Annotated in this window: 17 protein-coding genes, 1 rRNA gene and 1 pseudogene; 9 read left to right on the top strand and 10 right to left on the bottom strand. The window is 71.7% G+C overall.

Going from position 1 to position 21,957, the window contains the following annotated elements:
* The first annotated feature begins 133 nt into the window (after window positions 1-133).
* A complete protein-coding gene (locus ACIBG6_RS09325) occupies window positions 134-688 on the top strand; it encodes a DJ-1/PfpI family protein (protein ID WP_329623152.1) in 555 nt (184 codons plus the stop codon).
* Between the two features lie 620 nt (window positions 689-1,308).
* Here the strand turns inward: ACIBG6_RS09325 and ACIBG6_RS09320 are convergent.
* Window positions 1,309-1,965, bottom strand: coding sequence for an HAD family hydrolase (locus ACIBG6_RS09320; protein WP_399221984.1), 657 nt, complete (start codon window positions 1,963-1,965; stop codon window positions 1,309-1,311).
* Window positions 1,966-2,041: 76 nt separating this feature from the next.
* Window positions 2,042-2,548 carry a DUF6912 family protein gene (locus ACIBG6_RS09315; RefSeq protein WP_399221983.1) on the bottom strand — a complete coding sequence of 169 codons (507 nt, stop codon included), beginning with the start codon at window positions 2,546-2,548 and terminating at the stop codon, window positions 2,042-2,044.
* 274 nt (window positions 2,549-2,822) lie between these two features.
* Between ACIBG6_RS09315 and ACIBG6_RS09310 the strand changes: the two genes are divergently transcribed.
* Window positions 2,823-3,299, top strand: a complete 477-nt coding sequence (locus tag ACIBG6_RS09310; RefSeq protein WP_399221982.1) for an Rv3235 family protein — start codon at window positions 2,823-2,825, stop codon at window positions 3,297-3,299.
* 115 nt (window positions 3,300-3,414) lie between these two features.
* On the opposite strand, the gene secA is transcribed toward ACIBG6_RS09310, so the two are convergent.
* The gene (gene secA, locus ACIBG6_RS09305; RefSeq protein WP_399221981.1) at window positions 3,415-6,222 is read right to left on the bottom strand and encodes a preprotein translocase subunit SecA; all 2,808 of its coding nucleotides are present in this window, start codon (window positions 6,220-6,222) and stop codon (window positions 3,415-3,417) included.
* Window positions 6,223-6,461: 239 nt separating this feature from the next.
* Between secA and ACIBG6_RS09300 the strand changes: the two genes are divergently transcribed.
* Both ACIBG6_RS09300 and ACIBG6_RS09295 read left to right on the top strand, forming a co-directional pair.
* Window positions 6,462-7,049 carry a GNAT family N-acetyltransferase gene (locus ACIBG6_RS09300; RefSeq protein WP_399221980.1) on the top strand — a complete coding sequence of 196 codons (588 nt, stop codon included), beginning with the start codon at window positions 6,462-6,464 and terminating at the stop codon, window positions 7,047-7,049.
* Between the two features lie 44 nt (window positions 7,050-7,093).
* On the top strand, window positions 7,094-8,290 hold the full coding sequence (locus ACIBG6_RS09295; protein ID WP_399221979.1) for a winged helix-turn-helix domain-containing protein: 1,197 nt from the start codon (window positions 7,094-7,096) through the stop codon (window positions 8,288-8,290).
* A gap of 118 nt (window positions 8,291-8,408) precedes the next feature.
* Here the strand turns inward: ACIBG6_RS09295 and ACIBG6_RS09290 are convergent.
* From ACIBG6_RS09290 to mtrA, 6 genes and pseudogenes are all read right to left on the bottom strand, one after another.
* Window positions 8,409-9,077 (bottom strand): annotated as a pseudogene (locus ACIBG6_RS09290) (response regulator); the annotation flags it as partial.
* Between the two features lie 314 nt (window positions 9,078-9,391).
* On the bottom strand, window positions 9,392-10,072 hold the full coding sequence (gene hpf, locus ACIBG6_RS09285) for a ribosome hibernation-promoting factor, HPF/YfiA family (protein WP_317595863.1): 681 nt from the start codon (window positions 10,070-10,072) through the stop codon (window positions 9,392-9,394).
* Between the two features lie 294 nt (window positions 10,073-10,366).
* Window positions 10,367-11,182 carry a ComF family protein gene (locus ACIBG6_RS09280; RefSeq protein WP_399221978.1) on the bottom strand — a complete coding sequence of 272 codons (816 nt, stop codon included), beginning with the start codon at window positions 11,180-11,182 and terminating at the stop codon, window positions 10,367-10,369.
* Window positions 11,183-11,474: 292 nt separating this feature from the next.
* Entirely contained in the window at window positions 11,475-13,340 is a 1,866-nt protein-coding gene (locus tag ACIBG6_RS09275) for an LpqB family beta-propeller domain-containing protein (RefSeq protein ID WP_399221977.1), read from the bottom strand.
* Window positions 13,330-15,342, bottom strand: a complete 2,013-nt coding sequence (gene mtrB, locus ACIBG6_RS09270; protein ID WP_399221976.1) for an MtrAB system histidine kinase MtrB — start codon at window positions 15,340-15,342, stop codon at window positions 13,330-13,332. Before mtrB ends, ACIBG6_RS09275 begins: the two co-directional genes overlap by 11 nt.
* Window position 15,343: 1 nt before the next feature.
* Complete coding sequence (mtrA, locus tag ACIBG6_RS09265) at window positions 15,344-16,021, bottom strand: two-component system response regulator MtrA (protein WP_024758631.1); 678 nt, start codon at window positions 16,019-16,021, stop codon at window positions 15,344-15,346.
* A gap of 330 nt (window positions 16,022-16,351) precedes the next feature.
* On the opposite strand from mtrA, the gene ACIBG6_RS09260 reads away from it, so the two are divergent.
* Genes ACIBG6_RS09260 through ACIBG6_RS09240 form a run of 5 tightly spaced genes read left to right on the top strand, consistent with a single transcriptional unit; the run spans window position 16,352 to window position 21,768 of the window.
* The gene (locus ACIBG6_RS09260; protein WP_399221975.1) at window positions 16,352-17,566 is read left to right on the top strand and encodes a hypothetical protein; all 1,215 of its coding nucleotides are present in this window, start codon (window positions 16,352-16,354) and stop codon (window positions 17,564-17,566) included.
* Window positions 17,567-17,570: 4 nt separating this feature from the next.
* Window positions 17,571-18,263 carry a DUF4129 domain-containing protein gene (locus tag ACIBG6_RS09255; protein WP_399221974.1) on the top strand — a complete coding sequence of 231 codons (693 nt, stop codon included), beginning with the start codon at window positions 17,571-17,573 and terminating at the stop codon, window positions 18,261-18,263.
* Window positions 18,260-19,465, top strand: a complete 1,206-nt coding sequence (locus ACIBG6_RS09250; protein WP_399221973.1) for a DUF4350 domain-containing protein — start codon at window positions 18,260-18,262, stop codon at window positions 19,463-19,465. The genes ACIBG6_RS09255 and ACIBG6_RS09250 overlap by 4 nt, the downstream gene beginning before the upstream one ends.
* Complete coding sequence (locus ACIBG6_RS09245) at window positions 19,462-20,445, top strand: AAA family ATPase (protein ID WP_399221972.1); 984 nt, start codon at window positions 19,462-19,464, stop codon at window positions 20,443-20,445. The genes ACIBG6_RS09250 and ACIBG6_RS09245 overlap by 4 nt, the downstream gene beginning before the upstream one ends.
* A gap of 12 nt (window positions 20,446-20,457) precedes the next feature.
* The gene (locus tag ACIBG6_RS09240) at window positions 20,458-21,768 is read left to right on the top strand and encodes a DUF58 domain-containing protein (protein ID WP_399221971.1); all 1,311 of its coding nucleotides are present in this window, start codon (window positions 20,458-20,460) and stop codon (window positions 21,766-21,768) included.
* 97 nt (window positions 21,769-21,865) lie between these two features.
* Here the strand turns inward: ACIBG6_RS09240 and rrf are convergent.
* Window positions 21,866-21,957: ribosomal RNA gene (gene rrf, locus ACIBG6_RS09235) — 5S ribosomal RNA — on the bottom strand; the annotation flags it as partial.

Here is a 21,957-nt window from a genome sequence, read left to right as displayed (position 1 = left end):
ACAAAAGAGCGGGCCAAGTTTGACGTTATGGACAGCGACACGTGTCCTCTAGGCAAACCGGCCCGCCGGAGGCAGCGTGTACGCAAGCATGGGCACAGCACGACAGACCGACCATCTGTGATCTGGGAGAGCCATGGCGAAGATCCTGATCGTGACCGGGGACGCGGCGGAGTCGCTGGAGGTGATGTACCCCTACCAGCGGCTGCTGGAGGAGGGCTACGAGGTCGACATCGCGGCCCCGGCCCGCAAGCAGCTCCGCTTCGTCGTCCACGACTTCGAGCCGGGCTTCGACACGTACACCGAGAAGCCGGGCTACACCTGGCCCGCGGACCTGGCCTTCTCGGAGGTCGACCCGGGTGCGTACGTGGCGGTGGTGATCCCGGGCGGCCGGGCACCGGAGTACCTGCGTAACGACCCGGAGCTCCGCAAGATCCTGAAGGCCTTCTTCGACGCGGACAAGCCGGTGGCCCAGATCTGCCACGGCCCGCTCCTGACGGCGGCGGTCGGCGGCCTGGAGGGCCGCAGGGTCACGGCGTACCCGGCCCTGGAACTCGACATGCAGGCGGCGGGAGCCACCTTCCAGGACGCGGCGGCCGTGGTCGACGGCCTCCTGGTCTCGTCCCGAGCCTGGCCGGACCACCCGACCTGGATGCGCGAATTCCTGAAGGTCCTCCGAGCCAAGGCCTGACACCCACGAAAGCGCCTCCCACCCCACCGCCCGCCGACGCCGACGGATTCCCACGTCACCCCACGGCCGGGCGACGACGGCCGGGGGAAGCCCACCCACCGCCGGGCAACGGCGGCCGGGGGGGGCTCACCCACGGCTGGGCAACAGCGGCCGGGGCGCCCACCCACGGCTGGGCAACAGCGGCCGGCGGATGCCCACCCACGGCCGGGCGACGACGGCGGGGGCCGCCCACCCACCGGCGGGCGACGGCAGCCCGGGCGCCCACCCACGGCCGGGGCGACGGCGGCGGGGGGTGCCCACCCACCTCCGGGCGACGGCCCGCAGTGGGTGCCACCCTCGACGGCGGTGGGGATTGCCCATGCCCCCCCACCGGCCGTCGGCGGCCGACGGGGGAGGGTGCCCCGGCGGGCGACGGCGGCGGTTCCCACGCCCCGTACCGGGCGGCAGCCGCCGACGGCGGTCGGCCGCCCACGGGAAGACCCGAGGTCGACGTCAAAGTCGGATGGGTGGTGCGGGTGGGAACCCCAGCCTGGCCGAAGGCCGGGCGCACCCCACCGGCCCGCACGGGCCCTCCGTCCCGCACCACAGCGCTACAGCGCTACAGCGCTACAGCGAGCGCGCTACACCAACTCCTCCGCCACGGACACCGCCTCCGCCAGCGAGTCCACCACCGGCACCCCCACCCGCTCCAGCGAAGCCCGGCTGTGCGACCCCCCGGTGTACAGCACCGCCTTCGCACCGACGTGCGCCGCCGCCACCGCGTCGTCCGCCGCGTCGCCGATGACGACGACCCGGTCCGCCGAGACGCGGAGCGCCTCCAGGTGCCGCACCATGTGCCCGGACTTCCCGTCGGTCGAGTCGCCGACCCGCCCGTCCATCCGGACGAAGCGCTCGGCGATCCCGTGGCGCCGCACGAGCGGTATCAGCTCCGCGTGCGGCGCGAGCGACAACAGCGACTGCGTGAAGCCGGAGGCCTGCCGCGCGGCGAGCAGCTCCGCCGCGCCGAGCGTGAGCGCGCACGCCTCCGCCCGCACCCAGTAGTGCCGATGAAAGGCGCCGTCCATGACGGTCCACTCCTCGTCGGTGGGCAGCCGCCCCATGAGCCGCTCGTAGAACTTCGGGACGGGCACCGTGTAGAGCTCGCGGTATCGCTCCAGCGTGATCGGTTCGATCCCGATCTCGGCGAAGGCCGCGTTCGACGCCCCGATCACCGCGCTGATGTCGTCGAGCAGTGTCCCGTTCCAGTCCCAGACCAGATGCTTACCGTGCTTCCCCATGGAGAAACGGTACCGGCCACCTCCGACAACGAACCCGCCCGATCCCGTCTACGGGCAACGGGCAACGCGCAACGGGTTACCCCAGCAGCCCGGGAATCTCCTGCACCCCGAACCACAGCAGCTCGTGGTCCTCGGCCCCGTCCACCACGAAGCGCGCGTCGTCGTCGCCCTGGTCCGCCGCCCCGAGCGCGGAAGCCGCCGCGGTGACGTCCGCCTCGGCGTCGTCCGCGTCGGCGTGCACCGCCGCGGCCTTGGCCAGCGGTACGGCACCGGCGATCCGGACCTCGCCGATCGACCCGGCGTCGAGCCCCAGATCGGGATCCGCGGTGGCGTCCTTGTCGGCCACGTCGACGGCGACGACGACCCGGCGCCGCGGCGCCTGGGGGTCACCGGCGAGGAGCCGCAGGGAGGCGGAGGCGGCCCGGTTGAGCGCCGCGTACTCCAGCTCCTCGATGTCGTCGGAGACGTACCACTCGCGCAGCGCCGGGGTGACGGCGTAGGCGGTCAGCGGGCCGGGGCCCAGCTCGCCCGCCTTGTGCGCCTGTGCGAGACCGGGGAGGGTCAGGGGGACGTACACGCGCATGGCTGGCCGCTTTCGTAGACGGAGAGGCCCTCAGGATACGTGCGGAGTCCCCCTTCGGGGTGGCGGGCCGAACGCACCGCCCGTCCACCGCCGGCCCGCCCCGCCAAGGCCCTGAAGAGCCGCTTTTCCCCCGCGTCACCCTGATAGGTGATTCGCCCACAGGAGGGTCCCGAGGCCCGGGGCTCCTTGCGGGGGCTAGGAGCCCAGCCGTACAAGATCCCCAACGGAAGTTACCGACTGGTACTACTCGGTTACGCAACGACAGGGGCTCACCATGAACAGCGACACGGCCACCGGCTACACGGCCGGCACCCGCCCCCGCACGCCACGCCCTCGCACTGCCCCCGGCGGCCCCGCCGGCACCCGCCCCCGCGGCGACGCGGGCACCCACCCCCGCACCCCGCCCCGCGCACTTCCCCCGCACACGGTCTTCGCGGAGCGCCTGCTCGCGGTGCTCAGCGGGGAGCGGCCGGTCCACTGGATGCTCGGCCACACCGTCGGCGAGGCGTACGAGCAGCTGGTCCGGCTCGCCCCGGCGACGCCCCTGCGGTCGCTCGGCCCCCGCCCGGTCCTGCGCCGCTGCTCCGTACAGCTGGACCCCCACCGCACGACCATGGAGGCCTTCGCGAGCATCGCCACCGGCCCTCGCGTCCGCGCCATGGCGTTCCGTCTGGAGCTCGGCACCGACCAGCGCTGGCGCTGCGCCGCGGTCGAGCTCGACGGGCTCGGCGTGACGCCCCGCCACGCCTGACGCGCGACGCCCCCTCCAGGCACGACGAAGGGGTCGGTCACCCACCGGGCGACCGACCCCTCACACCGAACCACCGCGTCAGCGGCCCTTCGTCAGGGCCCTCGGCGGCAGCGCCTTACTTCTTGCGACGACGCCCGCCACTCGCGTTCTTCTGCGCCTTACGACGCTCCGCCCGCGTCATCCCGTCGCCGGCCTCCTCGTCGGAGGCGAAGTCGCCCTCGACGACCCCGCCGTCGCCGTCGACGGTCGGCGCGGAGAAGTGCAGCCGGTCCGGCCGCTGCGGCGCGTCGAGCCCCTTGGCGCGGATCTCCGGACGCCCGGCGCCGGCGGGCACCGCGTCCTCCTTCGCGAGCGAAGGACCGGTCGCCTGCACCGGGACCTCCTCGACCTGCTGCTCGACCTGGACCTCCAGGTTGAACAGGTAGCCGACGGACTCCTCCTTGATGCCCTCCATCATGGCGGTGAACATGTCGAAGCCCTCGCGCTGGTACTCGACCAGCGGGTCCTTCTGCGCCATGGCGCGCAGGCCGATGCCCTCCTGGAGGTAGTCCATCTCGTAGAGGTGCTCGCGCCACTTGCGGTCCAGGACCGACAGGACCACGCGCCGCTCCAGCTCACGCATGATCTCCGAGCCGAGCTGCTTCTCCCGCGCGTCGTACTGCTCGTGGATGTCGCCCTTGATGGACTCGGCGATGAACTCGGCGGTGATGCCCGCCCGGTCCCCGGCCGCGTCCTCCAGCTCGTCCACGGTGACCTTCACCGGGTAGAGCTGCTTGAAGGCGTTCCACAGACGGTCGAGGTCCCACTCCTCCGCGAAGCCCTCGGCGGTCTCCTGGCGGATGTAGTCGTCGATCGTGTCGTCCATGAAGTGCTGGATCTGCTCGTGCAGGTCCTCGCCCTCCAGGACGCGGCGGCGCTCGCCGTAGATGACCTGGCGCTGCCGGTTGAGGACGTCGTCGTACTTCAGGACGTTCTTACGCGTCTCGAAGTTCTGCGTCTCGACCTGCGACTGGGCCGAGGCGATCGCCCGGGTGACCATCTTGTTCTCGATCGGCACGTCGTCCGGCACGTTGGCCATGGCCATCACGCGCTCGACCATCTGCGCCTTGAACAGGCGCATCAGGTCGTCGCCGAGCGAGAGGTAGAAGCGGGACTCGCCGGGGTCGCCCTGACGGCCGGAACGACCGCGCAGCTGGTTGTCGATACGGCGGGACTCGTGGCGCTCGGTGCCGAGCACGTACAGCCCGCCGAGGTCCTTGACCTCCTCGAACTCCGCCTTCACGGCCTTCGCGGCGCGCTCCAGGGCGCCGGGGAGGGCCGCGGCCCACTCCTCGACGTGGTCGACCGGGTCCAGACCGGCCTGGCGCAGCTCGGCCTCGGCGAGGTCGTCCGGGTTGCCGCCGAGCTTGATGTCCGTACCGCGACCGGCCATGTTCGTGGCGACGGTGACGGCGCCGCGGCGGCCGGCCTGGGCGACGATGCTGGCCTCGCGGTCGTGGTGCTTGGCGTTGAGCACCTCGTGCTGCACACCGCGCTTGGAGAGCTGCTGCGAGAGGTACTCGGACTTCTCGACGGAGGTCGTGCCGACGAGGATCGGCTGACCCTTCTCGTGCTTCTCCGCGATGTCGTCGACGACGGCGGCGAACTTGGCGACCTCGGTCCGGTAGATCAGGTCGGACTGGTCCTTGCGGATCATCGGCCTGTTCGTGGGGATCGGGACGACGCCCAGCTTGTAGATCTGGTGGAACTCGGCGGCCTCGGTCATGGCCGTACCGGTCATGCCGGAGAGCTTCGCGTACAGGAGGAAGAAGTTCTGCAGGGTGATCGTGGCGAGGGTCTGGTTCTCGTCCTTGATCGCCACCCCTTCCTTCGCCTCGATCGCCTGGTGCATGCCCTCGTTGTAGCGGCGGCCGGCGAGGATACGGCCGGTGTGCTCGTCGACGATCATGACTTCGCCGTCCATGACGACGTAGTCCTTGTCCTTCTTGAACAGCTCCTTCGCCTTGATGGCGTTGTTCAGGTAGCCGACAAGCGGGGTGTTCACCGACTCGTAGAGGTTGTCGATGCCGAGCCAGTCCTCGACCTTGGCGACACCGGCCTCGTGGATGGCGACGGTGCGCTTCTTCTCGTCGACCTCGTAGTCGCCGGTCTCCTCGATGCCCTTGAGCTGGTTGCCGGGCTCGCCCCTGGTGAGGCGCGTGACCAGCTTGGCGAAGTCGCCGTACCACTTGGTGGCCTGGTCGGCCGGGCCGGAGATGATCAGCGGCGTACGGGCCTCGTCGACGAGGATCGAGTCGACCTCGTCGACACAGGCGAAGTTGTGGCCGCGCTGGACGAGCTCGTCCTGGGACCACGCCATGTTGTCGCGGAGGTAGTCGAAGCCGAACTCGTTGTTCGTGCCGTACGTGATGTCGCAGGCGTACATCTCGCGGCGCTGGGCCGGGGTCATGTTGGCGAGGATGCAGCCGACCTTCAGACCCAGGAACTTGTGGACGCGGCCCATCATCTCGGAGTCGCGCTCGGCCAGGTAGTCGTTCACCGTGATCAGGTGCACGCCCTTGCCGGAGAGCGCGTTGAGGTACGCCGGGAGGGTACCGACGAGGGTCTTGCCCTCACCGGTCTTCATCTCGGCGACGTAGCCGAGGTGGAGGGCGGCGCCGCCCATCAGCTGGACGTCGTAGTGGCGCTGTCCGAGGACGCGCTTGGCGGCCTCACGCACGGTCGCGAAGGCTTCCGGCATCAGGTCGTCGAGGCTCTCGCCGTCGGCGTACCGCCGCTTGTACTCGTCGGTGAGCGCCCGCAGGTCGGCGTCGGAGAGGTTGACGAAGTCCTCTTCGATGGAGTTGACCTGGTCCGCGATGCGGTGCAGTTTGCGCAGGATCTTGCCTTCGCCTGCACGCATGAGCTTGTTGAAGACGGACACTGAGGCTGGTCTCCTTGCCGGTCGGGCCTGGCACTGGGTCTTGTGATCGACGCGAGCGCGGGCACGGCAGGTGGTCCCCACCGCAACGGCCATCGTAAGCGAGACCGCCCTCGCGAAGGGAGGCCCGCAGTGCCCGAGCCGCAAGGCCACCCTCAAAGAGAACGCACGAGGTGGGCGGAAGGTGCCGCCCCACCCGAAAAGTGTTCGCTTCCGGTCGGGCGGCTCACGACAATCCAGGCATGGAGCCGATCACCCTCACGACCGACCGACTGCGCCTGCGGAACTTCGTCCCCGCGGACCTCGACACGGTGTACGAAATCTGCCAGGACCCGGACATTCGACGCTGGACCGTCGTCCCGGACCCCTACACCCGGCAGGACGCCGACTTCTTCCTGAACCGGCTCGTGCCCGACGGCTGGCGCGAGGACTCGGACTACACCTTCGCCGTCGAGCCGGTGGCCGGCGGCCCGCTGCTCGCGGCGAGCTCGCTCACCAGCCGCGGCTCCGGCGTCTGGGAGGTCGGCTACTGGACGCGCCAGGAGCACCGAGGCCAGGGCTACATGACGGAGACCGTCCGGGCCCTCGCCCACTGGGCGTTCACGGGCCTGGGCTGCACCCGTCTCCTCTGGCGCGCGGAGCTCGGGAACGCCGGGTCGCGCGCGGTGGCCGAGCGCGTCGGCTTCGCCGTGGAGGGCGTCCAGCGCGCCGGCCTCGTCAACAAGGGCACGCTGCGCGACTGCTGGGTCGGCGCCCTGCTCCCCTCGGACTTCGGCCTGCCGAGCCCGCTGCCGTACCTCCCGGCCCGCGACCAGCCCGCCCAGGCCTGAACCGCCGGCCGTGACTGTCAGTGCCGGGCTCTAGGGTGCGTTCCATGACGACTGTGCCGCGCCCCGCCGCCGAACTGTCCGCCGACGAAGCCCGCCGGATAGCGCTCCGCGCTCAGGGGTTCCTGGGCGCGCCCGACCGCAGGTCCGGGGTCCGCGGGGTGCTGCGCGCCCTCGGCCAGGTCCAGCTCGACACGATCTCCGTACTGGCCCGCTCGCACGAGCTCATTCCGTACGCGCGCCTGGGCGCCGTGGGCCGTAAGACGGTCGAGGACGCCTACTGGACCACTGAGCCCCATGGCGCGCCTCCGGCACGACCCCACGCCTTCGAGTACTGGTCGCACGCCGCCTGCATCCTGCCGATCGAGGAGTGGCCGCACTTCGCGTTCCGCCGCCGCGCCTACCGCGACCGCCCGCACTGGCACCACGACCTGTCGGCCGGCGCGTACGACAAGGTGATCGACCAGCTGCGGACCGAGGGCCCGCAGACCGCGACGGAGCTGGGCGGCGCGAAGAACAAGGGCGAGTGGTGGGACTGGTCCGACGGGAAGATCGCCGTCGAGCGGGCGCTGATGCACGGCGAGGTGGTGGTGGTCGAGCGGCGCGGCTGGAAGCGGGTCTACGACCTGGCGGAGCGGGCGGTCCCGCAGGCGCTGCTCCATGACGAGCTGGACGACGCCGAGTGCGTACGGCGCCTGGTGCGTCAGGCGGGCGAGGCGCTGGGCGTGGGCACGCGCGCGGACATCGCCGACTACCACCGCATCAAGGGCGAGCAGTTCGACGCGGCCGTCGAGGCGTCGGGGCTCGTTCCGGTGACGGTGGCGGGCTGGGGGAAGCCCGCGTGGGCGGACCCGGCGGCGCTGGCGACCGAGCCGCGCGGCCGGCACCGGACGACGCTGCTCTCGCCGTTCGACTCGCTGGTCTGGGAGCGGGCGCGGACGGAGCGGATCTTCGGCTTCACGCACCGCCTGGAGGCGTACGTGCCGAAGCAGAAGCGGGTGCACGGCTACTTCGCGATGCCGGTCCTGGCCGGAGGCCGTCTGGTCGGCCGGGTGGACCCGGCGCGCGAGGGCGGCACCCTGGTCGCCCGGCAGATCACCCTGGACGGCCCCAAGGCGGTTCCGGCGGTGGCCCAGGCCCTGCGCGAGGCGGCCGAGTGGGTCGGCTGCGACGCGGTGTCCGTGGTCCCGGAGCGCGTGAACCACCCCGAGCTCGCACCGGAGCTGGTCAAGGCCCTGAGCTGACGGGAGGGGCGCGGCGCGAGCGCCCTACCGAATCTCGAGGATCTTCTCCCGCATCGCACTGCATCCCCCCAGGGGATAACCCCCGGACCCCCAGCAAGGGCGCCTCTGTGCCGGAGCCTCAGCGAATCTCGAGGATCTTCTCCCGCATCGCGTAGACCACGGCCTCCATGCGGGAGTGGAGCTGGAGCTTCTCCAGGATGTTCCGCACGTGGTTCTTCACCGTGTTCTCGGAAATGAACAGTTCCTTGGCGATGTCCCGGTTGTTCATCCCGGTCGCGACGAGCTTGAGGACCTCCAGCTCACGGTCCGTCAGCCGGGGCGCGGGCACGAGCCGGCGCTCGTCGGTGCGCTGGATCATCGACTTGAACTCGGTGAGGAGCTTGGACGCCATCGACGGGCTGATCTGCGACTGCCCGTCCGCGACCGCGCGGATCGCCGTCGCGACCTCGTCGGTGGAGATCTCCTTGAGGAGGTAGCCGGTCGCCCCGGCCTTGATCGCCTCGTAGAGGTCGGCCTCCTCGTCGCTGATCGTCAGCATGATGATCTTCGCGCTGGGGGCCACCTCCTTGATGGAGGTACACGCCTCGATGCCGCCGCGCCGGGGCATCCGCACGTCCATCAGGACGATGTCGGGCAGCAGATCGGCGGCCTTGTCGACCGCCTCGGCCCCGTCACCGGCCTCGCCGACGACCTGGATGTCCTCTTCCTGGGCGAGGACGATCTCCAGACCTCGGCGGAAGAGGGCGTGGTCGTCCACGACGAGGACCCGGATCGGCTCTTTGCGGCAGTCGCCGCTGTCCGAATCCAATCCCTCCGCCGTGCTCTCCGGAGTGACCGCGCCATAGGGCTCACGTCCCCTGAGCACCGGCCCGAAGCTGTCCGCCATCGTTCCTCCCCCTGAAGGCCGTGGCCTGAATTCGTTTCCGGTTCTCCAACCGATGCTCGACGAGCACCGGTTGGCGTGCACGACATGCTTTCATGCCCCGGCGGCGCGCGGGGTTACCCATGGGCGCACGGGGGTGCCCCTGGGGGCGCGAACCGCGCTCCAGGGGCACCGTGAGGGACACCTGAGGTAGATGTGGGTGATGCGGTGGCGGTCTGTCAGCCGCCGAGCGCACCGCCGGCGCCGCCACCCTCGGCGAGCGGGTCGCTCTCCAGGTGGATGACGCCGTAGTCGTACGCGTGTCGCCGGTAGACGACGCTCGGCTGCTTGTTGTCGGCGTCGACGAACAGATAGAAGTCGTGGCCGACCAGCTCCATCTCGTAGAGCGCCTGGTCGAGCGTCATGGGGGCGGCCCGGTGGGTCTTCTCGCGCACCACCAGCGGGCCTTCGCCCTGAACCTCGATCGAGCCCATCATCGTGGTGGGCACCTTGTCGGACTCGTCGGCGACCAGCTGGCCGTCTCCGTTGAGCTGGGCGGCGCCGGGCACCACGTCCCCGACTTCCGCTGCCGACAGCCTGCCGTTGCCACGGCGGGTGTAACGCTTGTCGTGCTGCTTGCGCAGCCGGGCCTCCAGCTTGTCGCTGGCGAGGTCGAGGGCTGCGTACGGGTCGCCTGCCGCAGCTTCCGCCCGGATCACCGGGCCTCGGGAGTGGAGGGTGATCTCCACGCGGTCGGACCTGTCGGCCTGCCGCGGGTTGTGCTCCTTGGACACCTCGACGTCGAGGCTGATCACCTTGCCGTCGAGCTTCTGGATCTTCTCCAGCTTCAGCTTCTCGGCCACGTGCTTGCGGAACCGCTCGGGCACCTCGGTCTTGCGGCCCTTGACGACGATGTCCACGCAGAACTCCGTTCCCGGATCGCCCTGATCGGCTCCTTGGCCGCCGGGCATCTCCCTTTGCACCAGACTCCGGTGGTTACCGGAGCTCGGACTTGGCGACTTTCACCTCCTCCTCCCCAGTCGACAAGATCCCCACCCCATCGACAAGAGGTTAATTCGCCCTGAACTCCTGTCCTGTAGGCGCAACCATGTATTCGGCGAGGCAGTGGCGTTCGCCATTCCTCACAACCGAACATAGCCCCTTCGGACGGGTGTCGGCACCCGCTACCGCGACATACCTCCATCCGGGTGCTTTCACCTCTCACCACCTGCAACGATCCAAGTTCCTGGCGAGTTCCGGTTTATTTCGAACGAGGCGGGAGAGGATGCGATCACAGCCGCCCGCCGCTGTTCGAATCCATGCTGCGCGGAACGCTCCGGCGATCTTTCCGTCAATGCCTGCGGTAATCCGGGAATGAACGGAAGGTGTACGTCTCCGAGTGCGCGCGCCGCCTCCGCGAGCGAAGCGCCCGTCGTCATCAGGTCGTCCACGAGAACCACCCTTCCGACCCCGAGAAGACGCGCACCGCCGGGTACGACCTCCAGCGCCCCCGAAAGGTTCGCCAGCCGCCCGCGTGCTCCGAGACCCGCCTGGTCCGCCACGTACCGCCGCTGACGCAGTACGGGCACGACCCGGGCGGCCCGTCCCGCGCGCCGCAGCCGGGCGGCCGCGGCCAGCGCGATCCGTCGCGTCGGATCGTGGCCACGCGCCCGCACGGAGCGCCGTGAGGACGGCACCGGTACCAGGAGAAGCGGCGGGGAGGCGAGGCCCGTGGCGGGCCCGGCAGCGGCCGCCACGGCGGCGGCCAGCGCGCCGCCCAGGGGCCCGGCGAGTGCCAGCGCCCCGCGTTCCTTGTGAGCGAGGAGGAGTTCCCTCACGGCGTCGGCGTACGGCGCGACGGCATGGACCGCCGGCAGCCCCGCCGGCTCGGGCGCGGGCCGCACCCTGCGCGGTCCGGCCCCGGTCAGCGCGCCCGCGCACTCCGGGCACAGGACAGTGCGCGGTCTGCCGCAGCCTCCGCAGGCGACCGGCAGCACCAGCCCGGCGATCTCGCGCCACCACCCCCGCATGACTCCACTGTGCGCGCTCCCGCGGCCGCGGACCACCCCTGTGGAAAACCCGGTCGCGCACCCCGAACCGACCGGGAGGGGCGACCCGAGGGCGGGGGCTCGTCAGCCCGCGCGGGATTCCCGCCGGGACACCCCGAGTCCGTCAGGTCGCGTCCCGACCCGGCGTACGACCGGCCCGCGGGCACACCCGTGGGCACCCACGGCGCGGCCGCGGAGATCGACCCCACGGAAACCGACCCGGAAACCGACCCGGGGAGCGGCCCCGAGACCGGCCCGGGCCTTCCCCACTCGTCTACCCGGGGTAGACGGGCGAAGCGCCCGCCTTGACCACCGGCTGCCAGTTCGTCCCCGGCGCCAGCCGGACGATGCCGTCGTTCCCGGAGTTCGCCACCACCGGTGCCCCGTCGCCGTTGGGCGCGGCGACCGAGGTCACCCCGTTCAGGCCGGGAAGCACCGAACTCGCCGAGGTCGAGCCGTCGGTCTGGAGGTAGCGGATCTGCTGGACGCCGCCCGCCTCCTTGCCGACGACGACCAGCCGGCTCGGTCCGGCCCAGGAGACGGCCGTGACCGACTCCATGCGCGGCGCGGCGGGCTGCAGGCCCTCGACGGACACCGTGGGCTCCGCCCCCTCCTTCTGCCGCTCGACCCGGCCGATCTGCAGGGTGGTGCGCTCCCCCTGCTTGACCAGCAGGGCGATCCGCACGCCGTCCGCCGAGACCTTCAGGGCCTCCACGCGCGTGCCCTCCGTCAGCCACGGCGTACGGACCTCGACGGGTTCGCCGGAGCCGTCCGGCACCATCCACAGGCGCGGCTCCGCAAGGTTGCGATCGGCGACCCAGAGGTCGCCCCGGCCGTCCCAGCTCGGTGCCGAGAGCCGGTCCGTAGGACGGGCCGCCTTGCTCGACAGCACCGCCGGCAGCGGGTCCTGCTCCGTGGTGATCGAGGAGACGAACAGATCGCGTCCGTTCGCCCCGACCCCGGCGGCCCGGGTCTCGCCGTGGTCGATGGCGACCGAGGACAGCGGGGTCGTCCCGCTGCCGAACGGCCCCGGCAGCTCGGCCGGCTCGTCGGCCTCCTTGCCCTGGACCGCGAGCATCATCAGCTTGCCGTGCTCGTCGAGGAAGTACGGGTTCTCCTCGGGCGCGGTGTTGCGGACCGCCGCGAACTCGGCCGCCTGCCCCTTGCCCAGCCGGCACAGCGAGTCCCCGCTCGGCTTCAGGAGCTCGACCTGCTCGACGCGTACGGAGGTCAGGTCGCCCAGCGTGAAGAGCAGCTGCGCCGCCATCCGCCGGCACGCCTCGCCACTGACCCGCTCGGCCTTGGCGTTGAGCGGCACCTTCAGCGTGGACTGGTCGTCCGTCGTCAGCGAGGTGACGCCCGCCTTCAGCTCCGTACCGGAGGGGAACTGCGAGTCGACGGCCGAGTCCAGCCAGTCCGTCGGCCCTTCGAGCAGCGCCTTGACGGTCTGCGTCACCGGGTCCATCCGGGTGACCGGGTCCTGCCGCTGCCGGATGTAGACCGGGTCGGCCACGACCCAGTCCTCCCCGGAGGCGAAGTAGTACTTGTTGACCGACCGGTAGTTGCGCAGGAAATCGGCCTCGCCGAGCACCAGGCCGGACGGCAGGCTGTCGATGCGCCATTCCTTGCCCTTGCCGTCCGCGGAGGGCTGCTGCACGACGTGGATGGACTGGACGTACTTGGCGGGGCTGTTCGGCTGGTAGGCGTGGCGGGCGTCCACCTCCGCGATCTTGCGGCCGGAGAGCGGGTAGGCGCGGCCCTCGTTGTCCGGGTCGGCGTTGCGGTCGGCCGGTTCACGGTCGGGCGCGCTGGTGAGCACGGTGATGCTCTGCGCCGGCTTCCACGTCTGCGAGGCCTGCTTCGTCAGGTATTTGCGGGCGGTGGCGAAGCCAGGGTCGTCACTGGTCATCGCCTCCAGGAAGCCGTCGACGATCTCGTCCGGGTCGGCGTTCTCCCGCGGGGCGACGGCGTAGACCCGCACCTGCGAGTCGCCGAGGTTCGCCCCCTTCACCGTCTGTACCTCGCCGCTGTCGGGCATCGTCGCGCAACCGGTGACGACGAGCCCGCCGCACGCGGCGAGCACCACCGCCCGCGTGCTCCGGCCCCGCCCCGCGCGTCCCTCTCGGGAGTCAGCGCCCACGTGTCCCGTCCTCCCGCTCCGCGTTCCCGGTTGCCCCGGCCGTCGCCGTGCTCGCCCCACTGTCGCTGTCCGTCGCCGCTCGCGGCACCACCCTGGCGCCGCTGCCGGGCAGGGCCGTCAGGTCGACGGTCGCCCGCGGCGACGCGGGCAGCCTCGACGGTACGGGGAGCGACGGCCGGTCCCCGCCGGGCTGCGCCGGAACCGCCACGCGGCGCGCGCTCTCCTGTACGAGTCCGGCGGCGGCCTGCTCACGATTGCGCCGCGAGTCCTCGGGCTCCAGCGGGATCGGGGAGCCCCGCAGCGGCTCGTCCGCGGTCCTCGGCAGGGTCAGCCGGAACTGCGAACCGCCGCCGGGCTCGCCCCAGGCCTGGAGCCAGCCGCCGTGCAGCCGGGCGTCCTCCACGGCGATCGACAGGCCGAGGCCCGTACCGCCGGTCGTGCGCGCGCGGGCGGGGTCGGCGCGCCAGAAGCGGTTGAACACCCGGGTCGCCTCCCCCGGCTTGAGTCCGACGCCGTAGTCGCGGACGGCGACGGCTACGGCACCGCCGGCGGCGGCGAGCTTCACCACCACGTCCCGGCCCTCACCGTGCTCGACGGCGTTGACGACGAGGTTGCGCAGGACCCGCTCGACCCGGCGGGCGTCCGCCTCGGCCACCACGGGCTGCTCGTCGCCGAGGACGACCATCCGGGTGCCCTTGCGCTCGGCGAGGGGTTCGGCGCCGCCGATGACCCGGCGCACGACCTGCCGCAGGTCTATCGGCTCCGCCTCCAGGGCCGCCGCTCCCGCGTCGAAGCGGCTGATCTCCAGGAGGTCGGAGAGCAGCGATTCGAAACGGTCGAGCTGGTCGCCGAGGAGTTCGGCGGCGCGCCCGGTGACGGGGTCGAAGTCGACACGGGCCTCGTGGATGACGTCGGCGGCCATCCGGACCGTGGTCAGCGGGGTGCGCAGCTCGTGCGAGACGTCGGAGACGAACCGCCGCTGCATCCGTGACAGCTCCTCCAGCTGCTGGATCTTCAGCTGGAGGCTCTGGGCCATCTTGTTGAAGGCCTCGCCGAGCCGGGCGATGTCGTCCTCGCCGGTGACCTTCATCCGTTCCTGGAGGCGCCCGGCCGAGAGCCGCTCGGCGATCCCTGCGGCCATCCGCACGGGCGTCACGACCTGGCGGACCATGAACCAGGCGATGGCGCCGAGCAGCACCACGACGAACAGCCCGGCGGTCGCGAGGGTGCCCTTGACGAGGGTGAGCGAGTCCTCCTCCTGCGTGAGCGGGAAGAGGTAGTAGAGCTCGTACGGGGTGCCGTCGGCATCGTTCAGCCGCTTGCCGATCACCAGCCCGGCCTCGGACGCCTTGCCGCTGGTGTAGTGGATCCGCGTCGACTTCTGGAAGGTGTTCGCGCCCTGGGCGACGGTGTGCCGCAGGTCGGCGGGGATGCTCGTGGTGGGGTCGACCTCGCCGGAGGCGCGGGCGCCACGGCTCGCGGTGTCACCGCTGTCGAGGGAGAGCGCGACCACGTTGAAGGCGCTCTGGCCGCCACTGGCGAGTTGCTCGACGAGCGTGGAGCGCCAGTTCACGGACGCGCCGGTCCGCCCGCCGGCCTGCTGGCCGGGCGAGGACGGTGTCGTCGCCGCCCGGTCCTGGGCGGCGGAGAACCCCCCGGCGGCCTGGCTCTGGGCGGCCCTCTCCTTGGCGTCGAGCAGCCCGTTACGGACCTGCCCGATGACGACGAGACCGAGCAGCAGCACCACTCCGAGAGACATCAGGAGCGTGCCCGCGACGACCCTCAGCTGGATGTTCCGCCGCCACAGCCGCACAGCGGGCAGCAGCGGTCGGCGGACCCAGCGAGCGAGGAGCCGGAACACCGGTCCACCCGGCGCCCCGTCGTTGAGGAGCCGCCCGCCCAACGGACGGCCGAAACGCGGGCCCCCCCGCCCCGGTCCGGCAGCCCGCCCCGTACGGACTCCCGGGTCCCCGGGCTTCGGAGCAGTACTGCCTGTAGTCATGTCAGCTCGGTCCCGCCTTGTAACCGACGCCACGGACGGTCACCACGATCTCCGGGCGCTCGGGGTCCTTCTCGACCTTCGAGCGCAGCCGCTGGACGTGTACGTTCACCAGCCGCGTGTCGGCCGCGTGCCGGTAGCCCCAGACCTGCTCCAGCAGGACCTCACGGGTGAACACCTGCCACGGCTTGCGCGCCAGCGCGACGAGCAGGTCGAACTCGAGCGGAGTCAGGGCGATGGACTGCCCCTCCCGCTTCACGGAGTGCCCGGCCACGTCGATGACCAGGTCACCGATGGTGAGCTGTTCCGGCGCCGGCTCCTCGGACCGCCGCAGCCGTGCCCGGATACGGGCGACGAGCTCCTTCGGCTTGAACGGCTTGACGATGTAGTCGTCGGCCCCGGACTCCAGGCCCACCACCACGTCGACGGTGTCGCTCTTCGCGGTCAGCATGACGATCGGCACACCCGACTCCGCCCGGATGAGCCGGCATACCTCGATGCCGTCCCTCCCCGGCAGCATCAGGTCCAGCAGCACCAGGTCAGGCTTGGCCTCCCTGAATGCGGCAAGCGCCTTGTCACCGTCCGCGACGAACGACGGATCGAACCCTTCACCCCGCAGCACGATGCCGAGCATCTCGGCCAGTGCGGTGTCGTCGTCGACGACAAGAACGCGTCCCTTCATATCGACATCATCCCATTAGCCAATCGTTACCTGCCGTGACCTGTCCCACAGCGACTCCCTCAGCCTGGGCCACGACCTCGTGGATCGCGCTCCCCTCGGCCCGCCGTCGCACGGATCGCGCGTCCTGGTCGGGTATTCGCACAGTGTGCCGCCTACCGGCCGGACAATGAAGGTCCGGACAAAGGTACGAACGACAAGGCCGCTCCCGCCCACGGGCGGGCCCCGCGTGGCACGATGGCACCCGGCCCGCCGCCGTCTCAGGTGTCGGCCGCCGTGACCGAGCCGGTTCGCCGATCCGGCGCCGCGACCATTTCCCCGAGGTGGACGACCGTGAACGACACTCCGGGCTGGACCTCGCCCGGATCCGCCCCCTCCGACGGCCAGGACGGTTCCGGGATCCCCCGGCCCACCACTCCCGCCGACGCGAACGGTTCCGCCCCTCAGTGGTCCAAGGACCAGCCGCCCGCCGGTCAGTGGACCCCGCCCACCGGCCAGACGCCACCCCCGGCTCCAGGCCGGAACTGGGGACCCCCTCCTCAGAACACCCACTGGGGCAAGCCGCCGGCCGCGAAGCCGGGCGTGATCCCGCTGCGCCCCCTGGGCATGGGCGAGATCCTCGACGGCTCGGTGAAGACCCTGCGCGCCTACTGGCGCACCGTGCTGTCCTTCTCGGTCACGGTCGCCGTGATCTCCCAGATCGCCAGCATTCTGGCCGAGCGGTATCTCGTCCCGGCGACACCGGCGATCAGCCCCGACGCGACGCCCGCCGAGCAGCTGGAGCAGTCGGTCCAGTCGGCCGAGAACTCCCTGATCGGTCTCGGCCCCGCCCTGCTCGTCACGCTGATGGCCTCCCTGTTCTGCGCCGCCCTGCTGACGGTCGTCATCAGCCGTGCCGTCGTGGGCCGCCCGGTCTCGCTCGGCGAGGCCTGGCGCGAGGCCCGACCGCGTCTGCTCCAGCTCGCCGGGCTGACCCTGCTGATGGCCGCACTGAGCGCGGGCATCATGCTGGCCGGTCTGCTGCCGGGTCTCCTGATCGGCGGCGCCGCCGGGGTGGCCCTGATCCTGGTACTCGGACTCGGCGCCACGGTGGCGATGGTCTGGCTGGTGATCCGCTTCAGCCTCGCCTCCCCCGCCCTGATGCTGGAGCGCCAGGGCATCGTGACCTCGCTGAAGCGCTCGGCCAAGCTCGTGCAGGGCTCGTGGTGGCGGATCTTCGGCATCACGATGCTCACCCAGCTGCTGATCTTCGTCTTCGCCATGATCATCGCGATCCCGTTCACCATCGTCGGCATCGCGGTCGACGGCGACGGCTTCACCGGCCTGCTCGACGGTTCGTCCACCTCCTTCGGCTGGCCGTTCCTGATCGTCACCGGCATCGGCGGCGTCATCACCAGCGCGGTCACCTACCCGATCTCGGCCGGCGTGACGGTCCTCCTCTACGTGGACCAGCGCATCCGCCGCGAAGCCCTGGACCTCGAACTGGCCCGGGCCGCCGGACTCCCCGGCTACGGCCCCACTCCGGGCGCCGAGACCATCGGGGGCTGATGCCGTGACGGTCCCGGGGGGAACGACCGCACCACTCACGCTCCTGCGCGCCGACGGCGACGTACCGGTGGACATCTCCCGCATCCCCGCCCGCGAGGCGGCGGAGCGGGAGCTGTCCGAGCCGATGTACCACGCGAACGATCCGAACCTCCTCCAGCGCGGCCTCGACCGCTTCTGGGAGTGGGTCGACGACCTCTTCGGCGCGGCCTCCGGAGCCACCCCGGGCGGCGTCGTGGGCGTCGTCGCCGTCTTCCTGGTCGTCATCGCCCTTGCCGCCGCCCTGTGGTGGCGACTCGGCACCCCCCACCGGTCGCCGGGCACCACCGGCGACTCCCTCTTCGCCGACGGCCCCCGCACCGCCGACGAGCACCGCGCGGCCGCCGCACGCCACGCCACCGCCAGCGACTGGAACCAGGCTGTCCAGGAACGGATGCGGGCCATCGTCCGCTCCCTCGAAGAGCGTGTCCTGCTCGACCCCCGCCCCGGCCGCACCGCCGACGAGGCCGCCGCCGAAGCCGGCCGCTCGCTCCCCTCGCACGCGGACGACCTGCGCCTCGCGGCCCGCGCCTTCGACGACGTGACATACGGCGGCCGCACCGCCGACGAGCCCGCGTACCGCCGCATCGAGGAACTGGACACCGCCCTGGAGCGGACCCGCCCCACCCTCGACACCGCCTCCCCGGGGGCGCCCTCATGAGCCGACCGGCCGTCGAGTCCACCTCGACCGCCCTGTCCGCCCGCCAGATCTGGACCCGCGCCCGCGGCGCCGCCCTCGTCCTGGCCCTGATCCTCATCGGCGGCATCGCTCTCGCGACGGTCCGCTCCACCGAGTCCCACGGCGCCCTCGACCCCCGTTCCGCCGACCCCACCGGCAGCCGTGCCGTAGCCGAGCTCCTCAGGGACCGCGGCGTCACGGTCACCACGGCCACCACGCTCGACGAAGCGACGGCGGCCACGGACACCCGAGCCACCCTCCTGGTCACCACACCCGACCTGCTGACGGAGACCCAACAAGCCGCCCTGCGCGAGACGATGACACATTCGGCGGCCCGCACCGTCCTCCTCGGCGCCGGCCTCGCCTCCCTCCCCACCCTGGCCCCGGAAGTCACCAGCGCCGCCGACACCCCGGTGACGAACCGCGCGCCCGCCTGCACTCTGCCCGCCGCCACCCGCGCCGGCAGCGTCGAGCTCGGCGGCGAGCGCTACGTCATCACCCCCGGCACCGACGCCGACGCCTGCTACCCGTCCGACGGCAGGCCGACCCTGGTCCGCCTCCCCGGCGCCACCGGCACTGCCGACACCGTCCTCCTCGGCTCGCCCGACATCCTCTTCAACAACCGTCTCGACCAGCAGGGCAACGCCTCGCTCGCCCTCCAACTCCTCGGCTCCCAACCGCATCTCGTCTGGTACCTCCCCTCTCTCGCCGACACCTCGGCCACCGCCGACGCACCCTCCGGCGACACCACGGACAACTTCCTCGCGCTCGTCCCCTCCGGCTGGCTGTGGGGCACGCTCCAACTCTCCGTCGCCGCCCTGCTCGCGGCCATCTGGCGCGGCCGCCGCCTCGGCCCCCTGGTGACCGAACGACTCCCCGTCGCCGTCCGCGCCTCCGAGACCACCGAGGGCCGCGCCCGCCTCTATCGCAAGGCAAACGCCCGCGACCGCGCCGCCACCGTCCTCCGCACGGCGACCCGCACCCGCATCGCCCCCCTCCTCGGCGTCCCCGTCCAGGACGCCCACTCCCCCGAGCACCTCCTCCCCGCTCTCTCCGCCCGTCTCCCCGAGACCACTACGGACCCCCGCACGCTTCTCTTCGGCCCGGCTCCCGCCGACGACGCCACCCTCATCCGCCTGGCGGACCAACTCGACGCCCTCGAAAGAGAGGTACGCACCTCATGAGCGCCCCGACCCCCGAGACCGCTACGAACTCGGACAGCGCCCGCGACTCCCTGGAGGCGCTGCGCACCGAGATCGCGAAGGCCGTGGTCGGCCAGGACCCCGCCGTCACCGGTCTCGTCGTCGCCCTGCTCTGCCGGGGACACGTACTCCTCGAAGGCGTCCCGGGAGTCGCCAAGACCCTGCTGGTCCGATCGCTCGCAGCAGCTCTCGAACTCGACACCAAGCGCGTCCAGTTCACCCCCGACCTCATGCCGAGCGACGTCACCGGCTCTCTGGTCTACGACACCCGGACCGCCGAGTTCTCCTTCCAGCCCGGCCCGGTCTTCACCAACCTGCTGCTCGCCGACGAGATCAACCGCACGCCCCCGAAGACCCAGTCCTCGCTCCTTGAGGCCATGGAGGAGCGGCAGGTCACCGTCGACGGCACCCCGCGCCCGCTCCCCGAGCCCTTCCTGGTCGCCGCGACCCAGAACCCCGTCGAATACGAGGGCACCTACCCTCTCCCCGAGGCCCAACTGGACCGCTTCCTGCTGAAGCTGACGGTCCCTCTGCCCTCACGCACCGACGAGATCCAGGTCCTCACCCGGCACGCCGAGGGCTTCGACCCCCGCGACCTCAAGGCCGCCGGCGTCCGCCCGGTCGCGGGTCCCGCCGAACTCGAAGCCGCCCGGGCCGCCGTGGCCAAGGTCGCGGTCTCCCCCGAGATCGCCGGCTATGTCGTCGATATCTGTCGTGCCACGCGTGAATCCCCTTCGCTCACGCTCGGGGTCTCCCCCCGAGGCGCCACCGCCCTGCTCTCCACCGCCCGCGCCTGGGCCTGGCTCACCGGCCGGGACTACGTCACCCCGGACGACGTGAAGGCCCTCGCACTCCCCACCCTGCGTCATCGCATCCACCTGCGGCCCGAGGCCGAGATGGAGGGAGTCACCGGTGACTCCGTCATCAACTCGATCCTCGCCCACGTCCCCGTCCCCCGCTGAGAAGAGCGCCCCATGGCCCTCACCGGACGAACCGCGCTGCTCGCCGCCCTCGGCTCGCTCCCCGTCGGAATCCTCGCCCCCAGCTGGGCGGGGATGCTCGCGGTGAACGCGCCCCTCTCACTAGCAATTCTGTGCGACTACGCCCTGGCCGCGCCAGTACGAACGCTCCAATTCACCCGAAGTGGTGACACATCCGTTCGACTCGGTGACGCGGCAGAAGTGCAGCTCACGGTCACCAACCCGTCCCGCCGCCGCCTCCGCGCCCAGCTCCGCGACGCCTGGCCGCCCAGCAGCTGGCTTCCCGGTACCGAGCAGGCCGCCTCGCGCCAGAAGCTCACGGTCCCCGCCGGCGAGCGCCGCCGCCTCACCACGAGCCTGCGCCCCACCCGCCGCGGCGACCGCCGAGCCGAACGGATCACCGTCCGCTCGTACGGCCCCCTCGGCCTCGCCGCCCGGCAGGGCAACCACGAGGTCCCCTGGACCGTCCGCGTCCTGCCGCCCTTCACCAGCCGCAAGCACCTGCCCTCCCGCCTGGCCCGCCTCCGCGAACTGGACGGCCGCACCAGCGTGCTGACCCGCGGCGAGGGCACCGAGTTCGACAGTCTCCGCGAGTACGTCCCGGGTGACGACACCCGCTCGATCGACTGGCGCGCCACCGCCCGACAGTCCGCGGTCGCCATCCGCACCTGGCGCCCCGAGCGCGACCGCCACATCCTCATCGTCCTCGACACCGGCCGCACCTCGGCCGGCCGCGTCGGCGACGTTCCCCGGCTGGACGCGGCGATGGACGCCGCACTCCTCCTCACCGCGCTCGCCTCCCGGGCGGGCGACCGCGTGGACCTCGTGGCCTACGACCGCCGTCTCCGCGCCCAGGTCCAGGGCCGGTCCGCGAGCGACGTCCTGCCCGCGGTGGTCAACGCCCTCGCCCCGCTCGAACCGGAGCTGGTGGAGACGGACGCCCGCGGCCTCGCCGCCACGGCCCTGTCCCGCGCCCCGCGCCGCTCGCTCCTCGTCCTTCTGACGGCCCTCGACGCGGCCCCGATCGAGGAGGGCCTCCTCCCGGTACTGCCGCAGCTCGCGCAGCGCCACACGGTCCTGGTGGCCTCCGTCGCCGATCCGAAGATCGCCGCCTTGGCCGGCACCCGCGGCACGATCGAAGGCGTCTACGAGGCCGCGGCGGCCACCCAGACGCAGTCCCAGCGCGTCCGTACCGCGGAGCAGCTCCGCCGCCACGGCGTCACTGTCGTCGACGCCTCCCCCGAGACCCTCGCTCCCGCCCTGGCCGACGCCTACCTCGCCCTGAAAGCAGCCGGCCGCCTCTGACCACGCCCGCCTTCGGACCCACCCACCGAAAGGGATACCGGCCCGTAAACGCAGAAAAGCCCCGCACCATGAGGTGCGGGGCTTTCCCACAATGATTGTTCGGCGGCGTCCTACTCTCCCACAGGGTCCCCCCTGCAGTACCATCGGCGCTGAAAGGCTTAGCTTCCGGGTTCGGAATGTAACCGGGCG

This window comes from Streptomyces sp. NPDC050842 (assembly GCF_044456565.1).
GTDB lineage: Bacteria > Actinomycetota > Actinomycetes > Streptomycetales > Streptomycetaceae > Streptomyces.
Note: the sequence above shows the minus strand (reverse complement) of the source record. Positions and strands in the feature narration are given on the sequence as shown.